Source organism: Brevibacterium renqingii (genome assembly GCF_017808105.1).
GTDB classification, from domain to species: domain Bacteria; phylum Actinomycetota; class Actinomycetes; order Actinomycetales; family Brevibacteriaceae; genus Brevibacterium; species Brevibacterium renqingii.
Genome location: NZ_JADBHF010000007.1, coordinates 95,433 through 114,079 on the forward strand (window position 1 = coordinate 95,433; position 18,647 = coordinate 114,079).

Here is an 18,647-nt window from a genome sequence, read left to right on the forward strand (position 1 = left end):
CTCTCCTCAGTAGGCGAACGACAGCACATCGTCGCCGTCGTCGGTGATCGTCGGTTTGGTCGAGGAGGAGGCGAGCTCCGGCATCGCCGAGGCGACTCCGCCCTTGACGTAGGTGGTGAGCAGGCGCAGTTCGACTGCCATGAGCACCCCGTAGACAGCCGTCAGGCTGATCAGTGAGAACAGCAGCATGCCCGGGGTCACCTCAGGTGAGAGGGCCGCCTGAGTGTACATGTACACCCCGTCGAGTTGCGCCGGGTTCGGGGCCACGACGAAAGGCTGGCGTCCCATCTCCGTGAAGATCCAGCCCGCCGAGTTCGCGATGAAAGGCGCCGTGATGGCCAGGAGGAACCCGCGGCTGAGCCATTTCGAGTCGGGGACCGTGCCCCTGCGCGACAGCCACAGTCCGATCGCGCACACTCCGGCGGCGAGGATGCCGAAGCCGATCATCATCCGGAAGCCCCAGTAGGTGACGATCATGATCGGCTGGTAGTCGATCGGTTCGCCGGCGTGGTCGCCGTAGCGCGGGTCGTCGGGGATGTGGGTGCCGTACTTGTCCTGGTATTCGGGCAGGAGGGTCGTGACTCCGTGCACGGGCGTGGAGAAATCGCCCTTGGCCAAGAAGGACAGCAGCCCGGGGATCTCGAAGATGTTCTGCACCCCGTCGCAGTCGTTCGAGGACGGGTCGGCGACCGTGAGGACCGAGAATTCGGTCCCGTCGTGACAGGCCGCTTCGGCGGAGGCCATCTTCATGGGCTGCTGTTCGAACATGAGTTTGGCTTGGATGTCGCCGGTGATGGACACTCCCGCGAAGGCGATGATGCCCACGACGGCGCCGATGCGCAGGGAGTTGATCCACACCCGGTGGTCGATCTCGTCACGGCCGGGCAGCTCGGAGGAGGACCCGACGACGACCGTGCCGTCTGCGCCGACGGTGTCGATGCCGTCCTTGCGCCGGTGGTAGAGGTGGTACCAGGAGATGCCGAGCAGGAAGGAGCCTCCGACCGCCAGCGCGCCGAACAGGGTGTGCGTGTAGGCGGCGATGGCCGTGTTGTTGCCCAGCACCGCCCAGACATCGGTCATCACCGGACGCCCGTCGACCAGTTCGACGCCGACCGGATGCTGCATCCAGGAGTTGGCCACGATGATGAAGTAGGCGGAGATCCACGATCCGATGACCGCGCACCACAGCGCACCGAGGTGGACCGCTCGGTGCAGCCGACCCCAGCCGAAGATCCACAGACCGAGGAACGTCGATTCGAGGAAGAACGCGAGGAGAGCCTCGAGCGCCAGGGGCGCGCCGAAGACGTCGCCGACGAAGCGGGAGTATTCGCTCCAGGCCATACCGAACTGGAACTCCTGGACGAGGCCGGTGGCCACGCCCATGATGAAGTTGATGAGGAAGAGCTTGCCGAAGAACTTCGTGCTCCTCAGGTAGACCTCGTTGCCGGTGCGGTGATAGATCGTCTGCAGGATCGCGACGAGCATCCCGAGTCCCAGGGTCAGCGGCACCATCCAGAAGTGGTACACCGTGGTGATTCCGAATTGCCACCGTCCGATGAGAACTGGGTCCAGATCCATGGGCTCTCCGTTCGAGCTCGGCAGTATTTCTACGTCTCGTAGAATTCTACATCGGGTAGAAGTCGTGTCGCAGTCGTTTCACCATCCAAGACGCCCGATACCAAATGCGCTCTCCGTCCACCGACCGCGAACAGACTCGACTCACGGGCGGCACACAGCTCGGCCGCCTGGAATTCGACAGTCTGTAGAGATATACTCGAGGCAATCGACCGACAACTGACTGTGGGGCTTACGAACTGTGGGAACACTGGGTGAACTCGAACGCAGCGTCATGGACGCCATCTGGGTGCATGACGACGGGCTGAGCGCCGCCGAACTCCGTGAGGTCCTCGCCGACCGGGAACTCGCGCTGACGACGGTGCACACTGTCCTGTCCCGGCTGGAGAAGAAGGGCTTCGTCACCCGCGATCGCAGCATCCGACCGCACCGCTATCTCGCGGTGTCGACTCGTGAGGATCACGTCGCAGAGCTGATGACGGAGATGCTCTCGCAGGCCCCGGACCGTCAGGCCGTCCTCGCGCGCTTCCTCGGCACCGTCACCGAAGCCGACACCAAGGCGCTGCGCAGTCTGCTCGGACGCAATCACTCCGCCCAGTCCTGACCCAGATCGGTCACTTCCATGACCATCGTGGGGTCGATCCTGGCTGTGCTCGCTTTTCTGCTCGCATGGCCGATTCCAGCGGCGCTCGCGCGCTTTCGCGGCGATCCGGTCTCCGAGGTCGTCCTGTGGCAGGCCGTCGGTCTCTCCGGCGGCCTCTCTCTCATCGGCGCCGCGCTCGCTTTCGCCGTCGCCCCGGGATCGACGAGTCTGCCCCGGGGGATCCTGGCGCTGCTGCGCGGACAGTCCCATGCGGAGCTCTCGCTCATGGCGTGGATCTTCCTCGTCATCGCGCTTCTGCTCATCGGCCGGCTGCTCGGCTGTCTCGCTCTGACCTTCTATTCGGCGCGCAAGACCCGTCTGCGTCACGACGAGATCCTCCACCTGCTCAGTGAGCCTTCGGCCACCTATCCCGACACCCGCATCATCACCACCGATGAGGTGGTCGCCTACTGTCTGCCGAAGGGACCCAGGAAGGGCACCGCGGTCCTGTCGACAGGACTCATCGAGGCGCTCGACGAGAAGCAGCGCACAGCGGTGATCGCTCACGAACGGGCGCACCTCGACTTCCGCCACGACGTGCTCGTCATCCCCTTCGCCGCGTGGCACCGGGCCCTGCCCTACTTCTCCGCCACGGCGATCGGGCTGAACTCGGTCAACCGGCTCATCGAGCTCATGGCCGACGATCAGGCCCGGGAGCGCGTGGACCCGCAGATTCTGGCCCATGCCGTGCGCTCGGCGGCAGCCATCAGCCCCGAGCATCGCAGCGATCTCTCGGTCCAGCGCATCCGTCGTCTGTCGCAGCCCTTGGACACGACGCGTGTCCCGGTGCGCCTGATGTCGATCGGGGTAGCCGCCCTGCTGCTGCTCGTGCCGACTCTGCTGATCTTCGCCCCCGCAGCCTTCGGAATCTGATCCCGACGCTCAGCACCCGGGCGAACCTGCCGGGTCGATGCGCAGGATCGGCCCGGCGTTTGGTCAGCTGTCGATTCGCTCGGCGTCGAGGACTGCGGCACCGGAGACGATGAATTCCCTGCGCGGGCCCACCGATGCCCCCATGAGGAGTTCGAAGGTGTTCTCCGCCGCCTCGGCGTCGGCCATCGTCACTCTCCGCAGGGTGCGCATACTCGGATCCATGGTCGTCTCGGCCAGCTGGTCGGCGTCCATCTCTCCGAGCCCCTTGTAGCGCTGGATCGGCTCTTTGTAGGTCTTCTTCTGCTTCTCCAGCTTCTTCAGCAGCGTATGCAGTTCCGCCTCGGAGTAGGTGTAGATGATCTCGTTCGGCGTGCCGCGCTTCGTCACCACTTCGACTCGGTGCAGCGGCGGCACCGCAGCGTAGACCCGGCCCTCCTCGACCAGCGGCTTCATATAGCGGAAGAAGAGCGTGAGCAGCAGGGTGCGGATGTGTGCACCGTCGACATCGGCATCGGTCATGATGATCACACGTCCGTACCGAGCGGATTCGGTGTCGAAGCTGCGTCCGGAGCCGGCCCCGATGACCTGGATGAGCGCCGAGCATTCGACGTTGGCGAGCATATCGGCCAGCGCCGCCTTCTGGACGTTGAGGATCTTCCCGCGGATCGGGAACAGCGCCTGGTGGTCGGAATTGCGGGCCGCTTTGGCCGTTCCCATCGCCGAGTCCCCCTCGACGATGAACAGCTCCGTGTTCTCCACCCCGTTGTCGCGGCAGTCATAGAGCTTCGCCGGCAGGGAGGAGGCCTCCAGCGCGGTCTTCCGCCGCTGGTTCTCCTTATGGGTGCGCGCGGAGATGCGGGACTTCATCTCGGCCACGACCTTCTCCATGAGGACTGCGGCCTGCTGCTTCTCGGCACGTTTGGTCGAAGCCAGCACGGCGCCGAGCTGGCTTTCGACGGTCTTTGCAACGATCTGTCGCACCGCCGCCGTGCCCAGCACCTCCTTGGTCTGCCCCTCGAACTGCGGCTCGGCCAGCTGCACGGTGACCACCGCGGTGAGACCGGCCAGGACATCGTCCTTCTCGAGCTTGTCCTTGCCGACCTTGAGCTTGCGCGCATTGGCGTCGACGGCTTTGCGCATCGACTTGAGGCAGGCCTGTTCGAACCCGGCGAGGTGGGTGCCGCCCTGCGGTGTCGCGACGACATTGACGAAGGATTTGAGCTTCGTGTCGTATCCGGTCCCCCAGCGCAGAGCGATGTCGACGCCGACCTCGCGCTCGACTTCCTTGGACTCGAGGTGGCCCGAGGAGTTGAGCACGGGCACGGTCTCTTTGAAAGTGCCGGTGCTGTGCAGCCGCCAGGTATCGGTGATGGGCGGGTCGATGGAGAGGTGATCGACGAACTCGGTGATGCCGCCGTCGAATTTGAAGACCTCTTCGCGTTCGGCGATGACGGCGCCCGTCTCGTCGCGGGCGACTCCGCGCCGGTCGATGATGCGCAGTTCGAGGCCGGGAACGAGGAACGCCGTCTGGCGGGCGCGTTCGATGAGGTGCTGATAGTCGAACTGGGCCTTGGCCAGGAAGATCTGCGGATCGGCCCAGTACTGCACGCGGGTGCCGGTCACACCGCGCTTGGCCTTGCCGACGATGTCGAGGCCGGTCGGCTCCTGGAATGCCTCGAAGGGGTTGTCCGGGCTCGGAGTGCCCGAGGAGTCGTCGAAGCGGCCGGGCACGCCGCGGTGGAAGGACATCTTGTGCACTTTTGATCCGCGCGTGACCTCGACGTCGAGGCGCGCGGACAGCGCGTTGACGACCGAAGCGCCGACACCGTGCAGGCCGCCCGAGGCAGCATAGGAGGAGCCGCCGAACTTGCCTCCGGCATGGAGCTTGGTCATCACGACCTCGACTCCGCTCAGACCGGTCTTCGGTTCGATGTCGACGGGGATGCCGCGTCCCCTGTCGGTGACCGCCACCGAGCCGTCGGCAGCGAGCTCGATGAGGATCTCGGATCCGTGACCGCCCAGAGCCTCGTCGACGGAGTTGTCGATGACTTCCCACAGGCAGTGCATGAGACCGCGGGAATCCGTCGTGCCGATGTACATGCCGGGGCGTTTGCGCACGGCCTCGAGTCCGGACAGGACGGACAGGTGCCTGGCGCCGTAGCTTTCGTCTTCCACACATTTCCTCTCGTTCGATTAAATTCTAATCGTTCGACGACGCGGACCCTATTCCCGGCGGGTCGTGTCGAATCGAGTTTTGCTCGCATTCGACGGACGGGTCGGTTCTGCTGGAACAATGGGGACCATGACCCATCGCCTTCTCGCCCCGAGCCTTCTGCTCACCGCCGTGTTCCTCCTGCCCGGACTCGCCGCATGCGACCAGGGCTCGTCCGGCTCGGCGTCCGCGACGACACAGGTCTCCGAACGAACCCCCGCGAAGTCGAAGACGGAGAGCGGCCAGGCTGGGAAGACCGCAGACGGCAGGCACGGCACCGCCTCGGCGAGCGATCCTGGCGAGTTCGATCTGGAGGGGAAGACCATCGCGATCGATCCCGGCCACAACGGCGGCAATGCATCGCATCCCTCGGAGATCACCCGCCAGGTGCCCGACGGTCGGGGCGGCACGAAGGACTGCAACACGACGGGCACGTCGACGGACTCGGACTATCCCGAGGCGGATTTCACCTGGGACGTGGGTTCGCGCCTGCGCGAGTCCCTCGAAGCCGCTGGGGCGAAGGTCGTGCTCAGTCGGAAGGACAACACGAGCGTCGGACCCTGCGTGGACGAGCGGGGCACGTTCGCCGATGGGGCCGATATGCTCGTGAGCATCCACGCCAACGGCAGCGAGTCGAGTTCGCCGAAGGGCTTCCACTTCATCGTCGCTGATCCGGGTACGGACGAGAAGACGGAGAGGGCCTCGACGACCCTGGCGAAGTCGCTGGGGCACTCGATGGGCGAATCGTTCAGCCCGAACAGTGCCTACGGGAAGGACGCGATCAGTCGACGGCCCGACCTGGCAGGCTTGAACAATGCGTCCGTGCCGGCCGTCATCGTGGAGTGCGGAGAGATGCGCAATCCCACAGAGGCGAAGCTCATGGAGTCGAAAACCGGCCGGGCGAAGTACGCGGATGCCCTGTACCAGGGCATCGTCGGCTGGTACTGACAGCTTCGCCTGGCACCGGCGGCTTCGAAAGGCTCGCTGACTGCGACGATGAGCTCGCCTTCGAAGGGCTTCGCTGAGCGCGGCGATGAGCTGGCTGACTGCGCCGAGGAGCTGAGGAAATGAGTGTGGCCGAACCGGCCGGTGCGGCCACAGACAACGAGTTGCCGTCCGAGGCACTCGATGCCCAGTCGCGAGGAGCGGCGTCCGGTCAAGGACGCCGCTCCTCGGTCGCTGCGCTCGACGATCAGTCGAGGTAGTCGCGCAGCACCTGTGATCGCGACGGATGACGCAGCTTCGCCATGGTCTTCGACTCTATCTGGCGGATGCGCTCACGGGTCACACCGTAGACCTTGCCGATCTCGTCAAGGGTCTTCGGCTGACCGTCGTTGAGACCGAAGCGCATCGACACCACGCCCGCCTCACGCTCCGAGAGCGTGTCGAGGACCGAGTGCAGCTGTTCCTGCAGCAGGGTGAAGCTGACCGAATCCGAGGGCACAACCGCCTCGGAGTCCTCGATGAGGTCGCCGAACTCCGAATCGCCGTCCTCACCCAACGGAGTGTGCAGCGAAATCGGCTCACGTCCGTACTTCTGCACCTCGACGACACGCTCGGGAGTCATGTCGAGTTCCTTCGCGAGCTCTTCCGGGGTCGGTTCCCGACCGAGGTCCTGCAGCATCTGCCGCTGCACACGGGCGAGTTTGTTGATGACTTCGACCATGTGCACGGGAATGCGGATGGTGCGAGCCTGGTCCGCCATGGCGCGGGTGATGGCCTGACGGATCCACCAGGTCGCGTAGGTCGAGAACTTGAAGCCCTTCGTGTAGTCGAACTTCTCGACGGCGCGGATGAGGCCGAGGTTGCCTTCCTGGATGAGATCGAGGAAGAGCATTCCGCGGCCCGTGTAGCGCTTGGCCAGGGAGACGACGAGACGGAGGTTGGCTTCGAGCAGGTGATTCTTCGCGATCCGACCGTCGTGGATGATCCACTTGTAGTCCATGGTCTCCCGCGGATCGGTGACCTCACCGGCGTCGAGGAGGTGCTCAGCGTACATGCCGGCCTCGATGCGCTTGGCCAGGTCGACCTCCTCTGCTGCGTTGAGGAGGGCCACCTTGCCGATCTGCTTGAGGTAGTCCTTGACCGGATCGGCCGTGGCGCCGGCGGAGATGACCTGCTGGGCAGGAGCGTCCTCCTCATCGGCGTCGGAGACGATGAATCCGCCTGCCTCTGCGACGGCGGCGTTCTTCTCCTTCTCCTCGGAGTTCTTCGTCTCGGTCGATTCGGCGGGACTCTCCTCGGTCGCCAGAGCGTCTGCGGCGGGTTCGACCTCTTCAGTGGTGTCGATATCCTCGACGGTCTTCTTCGTCTTTGCCGTCTTCTTCGCTTCCTTGGCGGCGGTCGGCTTCGTCGTGGCGGCCTTCGGCTCGGCCTTCGCTGCTGCGGACTTCGCCGCGGTCGTCTTCTTCGCGGCCGTGGTCTTCTTCGACGCAGCCGTCTGGGTCTTCGCGGCAGCCGACTTGGTCGTCGCCGACTTCGTGGACGCTGCCTTCTTGGTCCCGGCAGTGCCCGACGCCTTCGTCGTCTTCTTCGCAGTGGACTTCGACGCCGCAGCGGTCTTGGTTCCACCGGTCGAGGTCGTGCCGGCCGTTCCCTCCGACTTCTCCGTCACCGTTGTGGATTCCTTGTCGACTCTCGGCACGTGTTCACCTTTCGCGAGCGTTGAAACTTCCCCATGCATTCGGACAGTACTAAGACCCAAGTCAAGTGGGCCGCGTACGGTCCGGGGCGAACGCATAGCTCGCCCATCCTGCAATGACTGGGTCAACGCTTAATTTTCGCATGTTATTCCCGGGTTTGCGAATCGTCCCCGCGCGCGCGAGCGGCTCTGCCGACCTGGGCAGTGGTGCCCGCAAGCGATCCGGCATGGACAACGCTGCCCGCACCGCCCGCCGGCTTCCGGGGACGGATTCGAAGCGGTCAGAATCGTGTGCGTTCGGTGTCCGCGAGCCAGCGCGGCAGGAAGCCCGAGGCCACGGCGTGTGCGTTCGGTGTCCGCGAGCCAGCGCGGCAGGAAGCCCGAGGCCACGGCGTGCGCGATCAGCCGCGCGAGCCCGTGTTCCGGGTCGAGTTCAAGCGCGGCGAGCGCGTAGATCTCGGCCATCGTCGAGCCGCCCAGCGCCCATTCGAACCAGGCGATGACGGCATAGGCGGTGGCGCGGACTTCCGGATGTCCCAACGACAGATATGTCTTGAGGAAGGCGATGGACAGCATGACGTCCCGCGGCTGCGGCGAGCGCGGGGAGAGTCCCACGAGTTTCCGTGCAGCGTCGGGAAGGGAACCGACACGACGCGACAGTTCGCACAGCCTCCGGCCGTCGAGTCCGGTGAGCAGCGCGGGCGGGAAGTCGGGGTGGTCGAAGCTGAGGATCATCTCGAGGGCATCGCGGGACCATTTCTCGGCCAGCAGAGCGTCGAGCGCCATCACCGTCGGCAGGTCCATGAGCCCGTGCAGACGCCCCTCGTCGAAGGGCTCATCATCACCGCGCATCGCCTCCAGACGAGGGTAGACGTCGGCGAGGATGGAGAAGGCCTCGTCCATGTCCATCCATTCGTCCATCCGGCCCTTGCGACTGTGGGCGAAGGCCTCTGCCGTCATCGGGGCGATGACCAGCTCCTCCGGGTCTTCGGCCGGATTGGATCCCCCGGCCACGAGTTCGGTGGCGCACACCGAGGTGGTCGCCGCGATCAACGGTGTGCTGTCGTATCCCCCGTCGTCGATGCGTCCGAACCGATCGCGGCTGACCCACCAGGCGCTGAGGGTATCGATGCCTCCGGCAGCGAACGACTCGGCGAGTTCGTCGATCGCAGCGCGGACGAGCCCCCGATGGACCTCGGCGTATTCGTCGTCCGAGTCGTCTCCCACCTCGGCGTCGTCGTCTCCCACCTCGGCGTCGACACCCACCGCTTCAGCACTGCTGTCGCCTGCTGACCCGGCATCGCTGCGGGCAGTCGCCTCGGCGTCTGCGTCCTCGGCTGCCGCGCCAGTGACCGAGCCGATCGGCTCGGAGGCGAGAGGATCGATTCCCTCGGGGCCCGGCGCATCGATCGGCTGATAGTCCTCGTCGTAGAGGATGAGGAAGACGCCGGTGACGGTGCAGGCGCGAGACACGAGATCGACGTACCAGTCCCCGCCTTCGGCGATGATCTGGGCAGCGGTCTCCCGCGTGAAGTCGGTGCGCAGGGTCGTCGCACAGCTCTGGGTCCCATCGGCCTCGGAGCCGACGATGAGGGCCACGAGGCTGTTGCGCGGCGTGTAGCCCAGGGTGTGGGGGATGATGCCGATGATGTCCTCGGGTGAGCGGGCCGGTGTTCGCATGGGTTCTCCTCGTCTCGAATGCTGCAGGGCCGCGACGCTGCGGTCGAGCTTCCACTGAATCCGATCCCGCAGTCATGCGACCACGTTCGTCCGACGCCCTGTGGACATCGGAATTCGATCCACAGGCCGGCGGCGGTCGAGTCGCCGTCGCTGTCCCCACGAGGATCCGGCCCGAATTGCCACGAGCGTCTGACTGGCATAGAAGTGAAGGGTGGCGAAGAGACGGATATACACAGCACCTGGCTCGCAAGTGGTCGACATATCGACGGGAACCGCGCGGCTGGAGAAGCTCGACGGCGAGCTCGACTCCTACGTCCTCCATGTCAACGGGGTCCCTTCGTCCTCGATCACGCTGAGCGACCCGCAGCGCCTGGATTTCGAATACCTCGACTGGATGCGTCGCGCCATCGACGTCACACTCCCCGAGCGGACGCTGCGGGCCGTGCACATCGGTGCGGCCGGCTGTGCGCTGGCCCGAGCCCTCGATGCCGCACGCCCGGGATCGAAGCAGACGGCGATCGACATCGATGCCGCCCTGCTCGACTTCGCCCGTCGGTGGTTCGACCTGCCCCGCTCCCCCGCTCTGGCCCTGCGCGCTGGTGACGGAGCCGTGGAGATCGGGAGTTTCAGAACCGATGCCCTCGACGTCCTCGTCCGCGACGCCTTCGACCACGACTGTGTGCCGGCGGCTCTGCAGACGGGAGAGTTCTTCGCCGCCTGCGCCGATGTGCTCAAGGATTCCGGACTCTACGTCGCCAATGTTCCCGATGCCGGGGACCACCGGGTCCTCAGAGCGGAGCTCGGCGCGCTCGGAGAGCATTTCGCGCATCTCGCCGCGGCCACCGAACCGGCGATCCTCAAAGGCCGCAGGCACGGCAACGTCGTCGTACTGGCTTCGAACACTCCGCTCGACACGGCCGGTCTCGACCGCAGTCTTCGCACCGCCGCCAGTGCGGCGACATTCCTCAGCGGGCGAGGACTGCGCTCCCGCCTCGGGCTGTGAGCCGAGCGGAGACTCCGATGTGAGAAACGCCCCGAGGCGAAATGACGTCCCGACTACAGTCACCGACGAAAGTTCGGCATAATTGAATGCCGACCCAAGAAGGTGAGATGACGGAAACTTCAGAAATTCGCGTCGAGCAGGCCAAGCTCGACGAACTCTACGCCCGACTCGATGAGCTGCGGGAGGAGACGACAGCCCGCCTGGGAACGGTGAGGATCTCCGAGGTCGGAGGCAACCACCAGCATCGCACCGAACGCGACGCCTTCGCGACACTGTACGAAGATCAGCTCATCCGCCTCGACAGTGCCGAGGAGGGGCTGTGCTTCGGTCGCCTCGACTTCGTCGATGAGGACGACCCCACCTATATCGGCCGGATCGGTCTCACCGACGCCGAGCGCCAGCAGATCCTCATCGATTGGCGCGCACCGGCCGCGGAGCGCTTCTATCAGTCGACGGCAGCCAACCCGGACGGCGTCGCCCGTCGTCGCCACCTCGTGACCGGCAACCGGAAGGTCACCGGCATCGAAGACGACGTGCTCGACATCGACGCCCTCGACGATGCGCAGCGTTCGAATCTGCAGGGCGAGGGAGCACTTCTCGCCGCTCTCACCAGCCACCGCACCGGCCGGATGGGCGATATCGTCGCCACCATCCAGTCCGAGCAGGACGCGATCATCCGGCGCCCGCTCTCCGGCGTGCTCGTCGTCCAGGGAGGGCCGGGCACCGGCAAGACCGCTGTCGCCCTGCACCGGGCCGCCTTCCTCCTCTATCGCCACCGCGAACGCATCGCGAAGTCCGGCGTCCTGCTCGTGGGACCGTCGACTGTGTTCCTCAAGTACATCGAGAAGGTGCTGCCCAGCCTCGGTGAGACCGGTGCCGTCCTCCTCACCCCCGGTCAGCTCTATCCCGGGCTCGACACGGACGCCTCCGATGCTCCCGCCGTGGCGAGGATCAAGGGACGCTCGGTCATGGCCGAGGTCCTGAAGAACCACATCGCGAACTATCAGCGGGTGCCGGAGCGCGACGAGGAGCTGCGCGTCGGATCTCACACGATCGTGCTGCGCCGGAAAGACGTCCGCAGCGCCCGCGATCGGTCCCGTCGCAGCGGCGATGCCCACAACGCCGCGCGCAACGGCTTCGTGACCGGGCTGCTGAAGATCCTCGCCGAAGACCTCGCCCGCGAGATGGGTCTGGATGCCGCGGGCGAACGCCTGCCGGAGCTGCTCGAAGAGCTGCGGTCGAGCATCGACGTTCGCCGTGCCCTCAACCTCGCTTGGTTCCCCATCGGCCCCAGCGGTGCCCTGCGGGCCCTGCTCGGCAAGCCGCACAAGCTGCGTGCCGCCGCCGGCGATCTGCTCAGCCCCACCGAGCAGGCGACCCTGCTCGAGCATCGGCGCGAGGAATTCACGGTCGAGGACGTGCCTCTGCTCGACGAGCTCGCCGAGCTGCTCGGCACCAGCCCGCAGCCGACGCAGGCACGGGACGACTCTGCCCGCGAATACGCCGAAGCCGTGGTCGACATGACCGAGACCGGCGGCATGGTGTCCGCTGAGATGCTCGCGGCCCGGTGGGAGGAGGAAGGACCGGCGACGACCCTGGCCGAACGCGCTGTCGAGGACCGGGAGTGGACGTACGGCCACCTCGTCGTCGACGAGGCCCAGGAGCTCTCCCCCATGCAGTGGCGCGCGCTGTTCCGCCGGGTCCCGTCGAAGTCGGCGACCGTCGTCGGCGACCTCGCCCAGTCCTCGCAGGTCGACAATGCTCGAACCTGGTCGTCGATCCTCTCCGAATTCGTCGGCGACCGTTTCGCCCTGCAGGTGCTCACCGTGTCCTATCGCACACCGCAGTCGGTGATGGACCTGGCGAATCGGTACCTGCACCGCCATTTCCCGCAGCTCGAACTCGTCGAATCGGTGCGTCAGGGCGGCGCCGACCCGCAGCTGGACACCTTCGCGTCCGAATCCGAAACGCTCAGCGCACTCGCCGAGGCGATCGCTGCGGAGAGCGCGGCGGCCGAGGGCGGAAAGATCGCCGTGATCGCTGATGAGAGCCTCATCGAGCCCATCGCCGAGATGCTCGCCGGCTTCGACTTCGGCCGCGCGGTCAGCGGGCTCGACCACCAGATCGCCCTCATCACCCCGCAGCAGGCCAAAGGCCTCGAATTCGATTCGGTGATCATCGTCGAGCCCGGCCGCATCGCCCCGGTCGGCAGCGAAGCGGGAGTCGGCGGTCTCTATGTGGCTCTGACCCGGACCACGGAGCGGCTGCGCATCCTCGCCTCCGCGCGCACCGAGCTCAGCGAGCTATTCTCCCCCGAGGCCGACCGCCGCGCCGGCTGAGCCGGAAAACCAGTTCATCATCAACCCGAAAAGTAGAAGGCCGCTTGGGTTCGGCTTCCCCTCCGAACCGCAAGCGGCCGCGCGCCGCAGCGCGCACTCTCAATACTACACAACTATTCGGGTGCCGACGCACTCGCAGGGAAGATTTCTGAGAGGAATTTTCGACATTCCCAGTCAGTGATCAGCTGGTGGAGGATCAGTCGGCGAAGTCCTCGGGCAGAGGTTCCCTGGTCTGTCCTGCCTGCAGCAGCGCATCCGCCCGGAGGGAGTCGATCGCCGCCTCGAAGTCCTCGAGTGAGTCGAAGCCCTGATAGACGCTGGCGAAGCGCAGGTAGGCGACCTGGTCGAGTTCGCGCAGCGGTTCGAGGATCGACAGCCCCACCTCGTCGGCATCGATCTCGGCGATGCCCTTCGAACGGATGTTCTCCTCGACCCTCTGGGCCAGCTTCGCGAGATCGTCGTCGCTGACCGGACGCCCCTGGCAGGCCTTGCGCACGCCCGACATGATCTTCTGCCGAGAGAATTCCTCGGTCACACCGGAGCGTTTGATCACCGACAGGCTCGTGGCCTCCATCGTCGTGAATCGGCGACCGCAGTGCCGGCACTGTCGCCGGCGGCGGATCGCGGCGCCGTCTTCGCTGGTCCTCGAGTCGACGACCCGCGAATCGGACTCACGGCAGAAGGGACAACGCATCTCTACTCCTCGAACCTGATGTCGACGGCCCGGCCATGTGCCGGGAGCTGTTCGCTGGCGGCCAATGCATCGATGTGCTCGGCGACGGCGGCCAGGGCCTCACGATCATAGTCGATGACCTGGCTGACCTTGATGAATGAGTGGACGCCGAGGCCCGAACCGTGCGCGGCGGTGCCCATGGTCGGCAGCACGTGGTTCGACCCAGCGCAGTAGTCTCCGAGCGCGACCGGAGCCCAGTCGCCGAGGAACACGGCTCCCCCGTTCGTGATCCTTCGCGCCACCGCGGCGGCATCGGCCGTGTGGACCTCCACGTGTTCGCCGGCATAGCCGTTGACGACGGCGACGCCGGCGTCGAGGTCGTCGACGAGGACGATGGCCGACTGCCGTCCGGCCAGAGCCGTGGCGATGCGCGCGCTGTGCTCGGCCTGTGGAACCTGTTCGGCGAGTTCCGCATCGACCTGTGCGGCGAGTTCCGCGGAGTCGGTGACGAGCACCGAGGCGGCCAGTTCGTCGTGCTCGGCCTGGCTGATCAGGTCGGCGGCGACGAAGCGCGGATTCGCCTGAGCATCGGCGAGGATGATGATCTCCGTCGGCCCGGCCACCGCGTCGATGCCGACCCGGGACCGGACGAGGGACTTCGCCGCGGCCACATACGCATTGCCCGGGCCGGTGATGAGATCGACGGGTTCGAGCTCCTCCTCGTCGTCGAATCCGTAGGCCAGGGCGCCGATGGCCTGGGCGCCGCCCATCGCCCACACTTCGTCCACACCGAGGATGCGGGCGGTGGCCAGGACAGTCGGGTGCGGCAACCCGTTGCTCTGGGGAGGACTGGCGATCGCCAGGGAGCTCGCCCCCGCGGTCTGAGCGGGGACCACGTTCATGATCACCGTCGAGGGATAGACGGCGAGCCCGCCCGGGACGTAGAGCCCCACCCGCTCGACGGGCAGGTGGCGGGTGGTCACGAATGCGCCGGAGGCCAGTTCGGTGCGCACATCCGCAGGACGCTGATCGGCGGCGACCTGCCGAGCACGGTCGATGGACTCGACGAGCGCGGCCTTGACCGCAGGATCGAGTTCCGCCTCGGCGGCGGCCAGCGCGGATTCCGGCACGCGCAGCGACTCGGGGCGCACCCCGTCGAAGCGTTCGGTGAGATCCTTGACCGCAGCGGTTCCATCGGTCGCCACATCCTCGAGCAGGTCGGCCACGCGACGTTCGATATCGGCATGGGCCTCGGCGGCTCGGGGAAGCCGCTGCGCCAGGAATCGCTTGTTCAGGTTCTCGCCACGGAAGTCCAGAATGTTCACGGAGCCATTCTAGTCGCCGTCCGTCACTCCGGCTCCCCCGGCCCAAGCTTCGGACCGGGCGCGCCTCAGCCGCTGAGGCAGCGAGAACCGAGCAGGGCCTTGAGGTCTCCGTACAGGCTCGGATTCGGATCCACGCGGATCGAGCGGTCGAGTCGCATCACCGTCTGCCGTCCCGGTTGGGACAGGGTCAGGTGCACGTCGGTCTGGCCCTTGTTGGATTCGAGGATCCGTTTGAGCTTGGTCGCCATCTCCTCGGTCGCCTTCTCCATGGGCATCATGAGATTCAGCGGCCGATCGTTGGGATCGGTGACATCGGGAATCGTCATCGACATCGCCATCAGCGACGTCGGGCGGTCGTCCGATGTCCGGATCCGTCCGGTCAGCGAGATCACGAGGTCGGTCGCCAGCAGGCTCGCCACGGGTTCGTAGGTGTCGCCGAAGAACATCACTTCGATCTCGGCCTCGAGGTCCTCGAGGGTGACGATCGCATAGGGACGCCCGGAGTTCTTCGACACCTTGCGCATGACCTGCGTGATCATTCCGCAGACCTTGATCTGCGATCCGTCGTGGCGGTGCGATTCGGGGTCGACGACCTCGGCGATGGAGGCCTCGGATTCGGCGGCCAGCACGCCTTCGAGTCCGTTGAGGGGATGATCGGAGACATAGAGCCCGATCATGTCGCGCTCGAAGGCGAGCTTCTCCTTCTTCTCCCACTCCGGACGGTCGGGGATGGCGACGGAGAAGCTCGGCGAGTCGTCTCCCCCGCCGAACCCGGCGAACAGGTCGAACTGGCCGTTGGCCTCCTGGCGTTTGACCCCGATGACCGAGTCCACGGCCTCCTCGTGGACTTCGACGAGCGAGCGGCGGCTGTGTCCGAGGGAGTCGAAGCCGCCGGCCTTGATGAGGGATTCGATCGTGCGCTTGTTGCACACATGGCTGGGCACCTTGTCGAGGAAGTCGGTGAACGAGGTGTAGGCGCCCTTCTCGCCCCGGGCCTCGACGATGCCTTCGACCACATGGGAGCCGACATTGCGCACCGCGCCCATGCCGAAGCGGATGTCCGTGCCGACCGGGGTGAAGTGCAGCGCCGAGTCGTTGACGTCCGGCGGCAGCACGGTGATGCCCAGACGACGGCATTCGTTGAGGTAGATCGCGAGCTTGTCCTTGTTGTCACCGACCGAGGTCAGCAGTGCGGCCATGTACTCGGCCGTGTAGTGGGCCTTGAGAAAGGCGGTCCAATAGGACACGACCCCGTAGGCGGCCGAGTGGGCCTTGTTGAACGCATAGTCGGAGAACGGGAGCAGGATGTCCCACAGGGCCTGGGCGGCGGCCTCCGAGTAGCCGCGCTCCTTCATCCCGCTGAAGAACCCGACCTGCTGTTTGTCCAGCTCGGCCTTCTTCTTCTTGCCCATGGCGCGACGGAGGATATCGGCTTGTCCGAGAGAGTAGCCGGCGACCTTCTGCGCGATCGCCATCACCTGCTCCTGGTAGATGATGAGGCCGAAGGTGGTGTCGAGGATGTCCTTGAGCGGCTCCTCGAGCTCCGGGTGGATCGGGGTGACTTCCTGCAGACCGTTCTTGCGCAGGGCGTAGTTCGTATGCGAGTCAGCGCCCATCGGGCCGGGACGGTAGAGGGCCAGCGTCGCGGAGATATCCTCGAAGTTGTCGGGCTTCATCATCCGCAGCAGGGCACGCAGTCCGCCGCCGTCGAGCTGGAACACGCCGAGGGTGTCACCGCGGGTGAGCAGCTCATAGGCGGCCGGGTCGTCGAGCGAGAGATGCTCGAGGTCGAGGTCGTAGTCCCGGTTGGCCTTGATGTTCTCGACGGCGTCGGAGATGATCGTGAGGTTCCGCAGACCCAGGAAGTCCATCTTGATCAGTCCGAGGCCCTCGGATGTCGGATAGTCGAACTGGGTGATGACCTGGCCGTCCTGGAACCGACGCATGATCGGGATGACGTCGATGATCGGGTCCGAGGACATGATGACGCCGGCGGCGTGGACGCCCCATTGGCGTTTCAGTCCTTCGAGTCCCTTCGCGGTCTCGAAGGTCTCCCGCGCCTCGGGATCGGTGTCGACGAGTTCGCGGAACTCGCCGGCTTCCTTGAACCGCTTGGCTTCGGGGTCCTCGATGTCCTTGAGCGGAATGTCCTTGGCCATCTCGGCCGGCGGCAGCGCCTTCGTCAGCCTCTCGCCCATGGAGAAGGGCTTGCCGAGCACACGCGCCGAGTCCTTGAGCGCCATCTTCGTCTTGATCGTGCCGTAGGTGACGATCATGGCCACGCGTTCGTCGCCGTACTTCTCGGTCACATACTCGATGACCTCGCCGCGGCGACGATCATCGAAGTCGACGTCGAAGTCGGGCATGGACACGCGGTCCGGGTTGAGGAAGCGCTCGAAGAACAGTCCGTGCTGGAGCGGATCGAGGTCGGTGATGCGCATGGCGTAGGCGACCATGGAGCCCGCACCCGAGCCTCGGCCGGGCCCGACGCGGATGCCGTTGTCCTTCGACCAGTTGATGAAGTCGGCGACGACGAGGAAGTAGCCGGGGAAGCCCATCGAGATGATGATGTCGAGTTCGTAGTCGGCCTGTCGCCGCACGTCCTCGGGCACGCCGTCGGGATACCGGTAGTCGAGTCCCTTAGCGACTTCCTTGATCAGCCAGGAGGTCTCGTCCTCACCGGGCGGGCAGGGGAACTTCGGCATGTAGTTCGCCTCGGTGTCGAAGGACACCTCGCATTTCTCCGCGATCTCGAGCGTGTTGTCACAGGCCTCGGGGAATTCCCTGAACAGAGCGCGCATCTCCGCCGGAGACTTCAGGTAGTAGCCGGATCCCGAGAAGGCGAAGCGCGACCCGCCCTGATCATAGGTGGGTTCGATGAGTTTGGAGCCGGACTGGATGGCCAGCAGCGCCTCGTGCGCCTTCGCATCGGATTCGTGCGTGTAGTGCAGGTCGTTGGTGGCGACCAACGGAATGTCCATCTCCTTCGACAGACGGATGAGGTCCTTGGTCACGCGCTTCTCGATGGACAGACCGTGGTCCATGAGCTCGACGTAGTAGTTGTCCTTGCCGAAGATCTCGCGGTACTTCCCGGCTGCCGCACGCGCCTCTTCGTACTGCCCCAGGCGCAGACGGACCTGGATCTCACCCGAGGGGCAGCCGGTGGTGGCGATGAGCCCGTCGGAGTAGGTCTCGAGCAGGTCCTGGTCGAGGCGGGGCCATTTCGAGGTCACGGAGTCCAACGAAGCGTACGAGGAGGCCTTGAACAGGTTGCGCATGCCTGTGTTGTTCCGCGAGAGCAGTGTCATGTGGGTGTACAGACCGCCGCCGGAGAGATCGTCGCGCTTCTGCGATTCGTCGGTGCGCCATTTCACCCTCGTCTTGTCGCGCCGGTCCGTGCCCGGAGTGACATAGGCTTCGACCCCGATGATGGGTTTGATGCCTGCCGCGGTCGCCTGCGACCAGAAGTCGAACGCGCCGAAGAGGTAGCCGTGGTCGGTCGTGGCGATCGCGGACATGCCCGAGGCCTTCGTCGCCGCCATGAGATCTCCGAGGCGGGCCGCACCGTCGAGCATGGAGTATTCGGTGTGGACGTGGAGGTGGACGAAGTCCTCGTTCGGCACTGGCAGCCGCCTTCCTGATCTGGCCTGTGTTGCGCCCCCAGCTTAGTCCATCCCAGCTGG

General features: G+C 65.7%; 12 protein-coding genes. 5 read left to right on the forward strand and 7 right to left on the reverse strand.

All coding sequences use genetic code 11. The features are described from left to right. Positions 1-6: 6 nt before the first annotated feature. On the reverse strand, positions 7-1,572 hold the full coding sequence (locus tag IHE57_RS08860; RefSeq protein ID WP_209372686.1) for a cytochrome ubiquinol oxidase subunit I: 1,566 nt from the start codon (positions 1,570-1,572) through the stop codon (positions 7-9). A gap of 244 nt (positions 1,573-1,816) precedes the next feature. On the opposite strand from IHE57_RS08860, the gene IHE57_RS08865 reads away from it, so the two are divergent. Together IHE57_RS08865 and IHE57_RS08870 are read left to right on the forward strand one after the other, a co-directional pair. Continuing rightward, positions 1,817-2,179, forward strand: a complete 363-nt coding sequence (locus IHE57_RS08865) for a BlaI/MecI/CopY family transcriptional regulator (protein WP_209372517.1) — start codon at positions 1,817-1,819, stop codon at positions 2,177-2,179. 18 nt (positions 2,180-2,197) lie between these two features. Further along, positions 2,198-3,091 carry a M56 family metallopeptidase gene (locus IHE57_RS08870; RefSeq protein ID WP_209372519.1) on the forward strand — a complete coding sequence of 298 codons (894 nt, stop codon included), beginning with the start codon at positions 2,198-2,200 and terminating at the stop codon, positions 3,089-3,091. 63 nt (positions 3,092-3,154) lie between these two features. Here IHE57_RS08870 and IHE57_RS08875 read toward each other — a convergent pair whose 3' ends face one another. After that, positions 3,155-5,266: a DNA gyrase/topoisomerase IV subunit B gene (locus tag IHE57_RS08875; RefSeq protein WP_209372521.1), complete on the reverse strand. Its 2,112-nt coding sequence runs from the start codon at positions 5,264-5,266 to the stop codon at positions 3,155-3,157. Positions 5,267-5,393: 127 nt separating this feature from the next. Between IHE57_RS08875 and IHE57_RS08880 the strand changes: the two genes are divergently transcribed. Next, positions 5,394-6,251: an N-acetylmuramoyl-L-alanine amidase gene (locus tag IHE57_RS08880; RefSeq protein WP_209372523.1), complete on the forward strand. Its 858-nt coding sequence runs from the start codon at positions 5,394-5,396 to the stop codon at positions 6,249-6,251. A 244-nt stretch (positions 6,252-6,495) separates the two neighbouring features. Here the strand turns inward: IHE57_RS08880 and IHE57_RS08885 are convergent, their stop codons facing one another. Both IHE57_RS08885 and IHE57_RS08890 read right to left on the reverse strand, forming a co-directional pair. Then, the gene (locus tag IHE57_RS08885) at positions 6,496-7,986 is read right to left on the reverse strand and encodes an RNA polymerase sigma factor (RefSeq protein WP_209324702.1); all 1,491 of its coding nucleotides are present in this window, start codon (positions 7,984-7,986) and stop codon (positions 6,496-6,498) included. 90 nt (positions 7,987-8,076) lie between these two features. Continuing rightward, positions 8,077-9,624 (reverse strand): DUF4192 family protein, encoded by a 1,548-nt coding sequence (locus IHE57_RS08890; protein ID WP_209372525.1) that lies wholly within the window; start codon positions 9,622-9,624, stop codon positions 8,077-8,079. A gap of 250 nt (positions 9,625-9,874) precedes the next feature. On the opposite strand from IHE57_RS08890, the gene IHE57_RS08895 reads away from it, so the two are divergent. Beyond that, positions 9,875-10,627 (forward strand): spermidine synthase, encoded by a 753-nt coding sequence (locus IHE57_RS08895; RefSeq protein ID WP_366933910.1) that lies wholly within the window; start codon positions 9,875-9,877, stop codon positions 10,625-10,627. 107 nt (positions 10,628-10,734) lie between these two features. Continuing rightward, positions 10,735-12,966 carry a HelD family protein gene (locus tag IHE57_RS08900; protein ID WP_209372528.1) on the forward strand — a complete coding sequence of 744 codons (2,232 nt, stop codon included), beginning with the start codon at positions 10,735-10,737 and terminating at the stop codon, positions 12,964-12,966. Between the two features lie 196 nt (positions 12,967-13,162). On the opposite strand, the gene nrdR is transcribed toward IHE57_RS08900, so the two are convergent. The 3 genes from nrdR to dnaE form a co-directional block, all read right to left on the reverse strand. Continuing rightward, positions 13,163-13,660 carry a transcriptional regulator NrdR gene (gene nrdR, locus IHE57_RS08905; RefSeq protein ID WP_209372530.1) on the reverse strand — a complete coding sequence of 166 codons (498 nt, stop codon included), beginning with the start codon at positions 13,658-13,660 and terminating at the stop codon, positions 13,163-13,165. Between the two features lie 2 nt (positions 13,661-13,662). Further along, a complete protein-coding gene (gene hisD / locus IHE57_RS08910; protein ID WP_209324697.1) occupies positions 13,663-14,964 on the reverse strand; it encodes a histidinol dehydrogenase in 1,302 nt (433 codons plus the stop codon). 65 nt (positions 14,965-15,029) lie between these two features. After that, positions 15,030-18,539 carry a DNA polymerase III subunit alpha gene (gene dnaE, locus IHE57_RS08915; protein WP_246475841.1) on the reverse strand — a complete coding sequence of 1,170 codons (3,510 nt, stop codon included), beginning with the start codon at positions 18,537-18,539 and terminating at the stop codon, positions 15,030-15,032. Between the last annotated feature and the right edge of the window lie 108 nt (positions 18,540-18,647).

Bases quoted from the DNA above. Each gene is read 5' to 3' on its own strand.
- IHE57_RS08900 (WP_209372528.1), top strand. From the start codon at position 10,735: ATGACGGAAACTTCAGAAATTCGCGTCGAGCAGGCCAAGCTCGACGAA.
- IHE57_RS08885 (WP_209324702.1), bottom strand. From the start codon at position 7,986: ATGCATGGGGAAGTTTCAACGCTCGCGAAAGGTGAACACGTGCCGAGA.
- IHE57_RS08890 (WP_209372525.1), bottom strand. From the start codon at position 9,624: ATGCGAACACCGGCCCGCTCACCCGAGGACATCATCGGCATCATCCCC.
- IHE57_RS08880 (WP_209372523.1), top strand. From the start codon at position 5,394: ATGACCCATCGCCTTCTCGCCCCGAGCCTTCTGCTCACCGCCGTGTTC.
- IHE57_RS08870 (WP_209372519.1), top strand. From the start codon at position 2,198: ATGACCATCGTGGGGTCGATCCTGGCTGTGCTCGCTTTTCTGCTCGCA.
- dnaE (WP_246475841.1), bottom strand. From the start codon at position 18,539: ATGCTCGACGGTGCGGCCCGCCTCGGAGATCTCATGGCGGCGACGAAG.
- nrdR (WP_209372530.1), bottom strand. From the start codon at position 13,660: ATGCGTTGTCCCTTCTGCCGTGAGTCCGATTCGCGGGTCGTCGACTCG.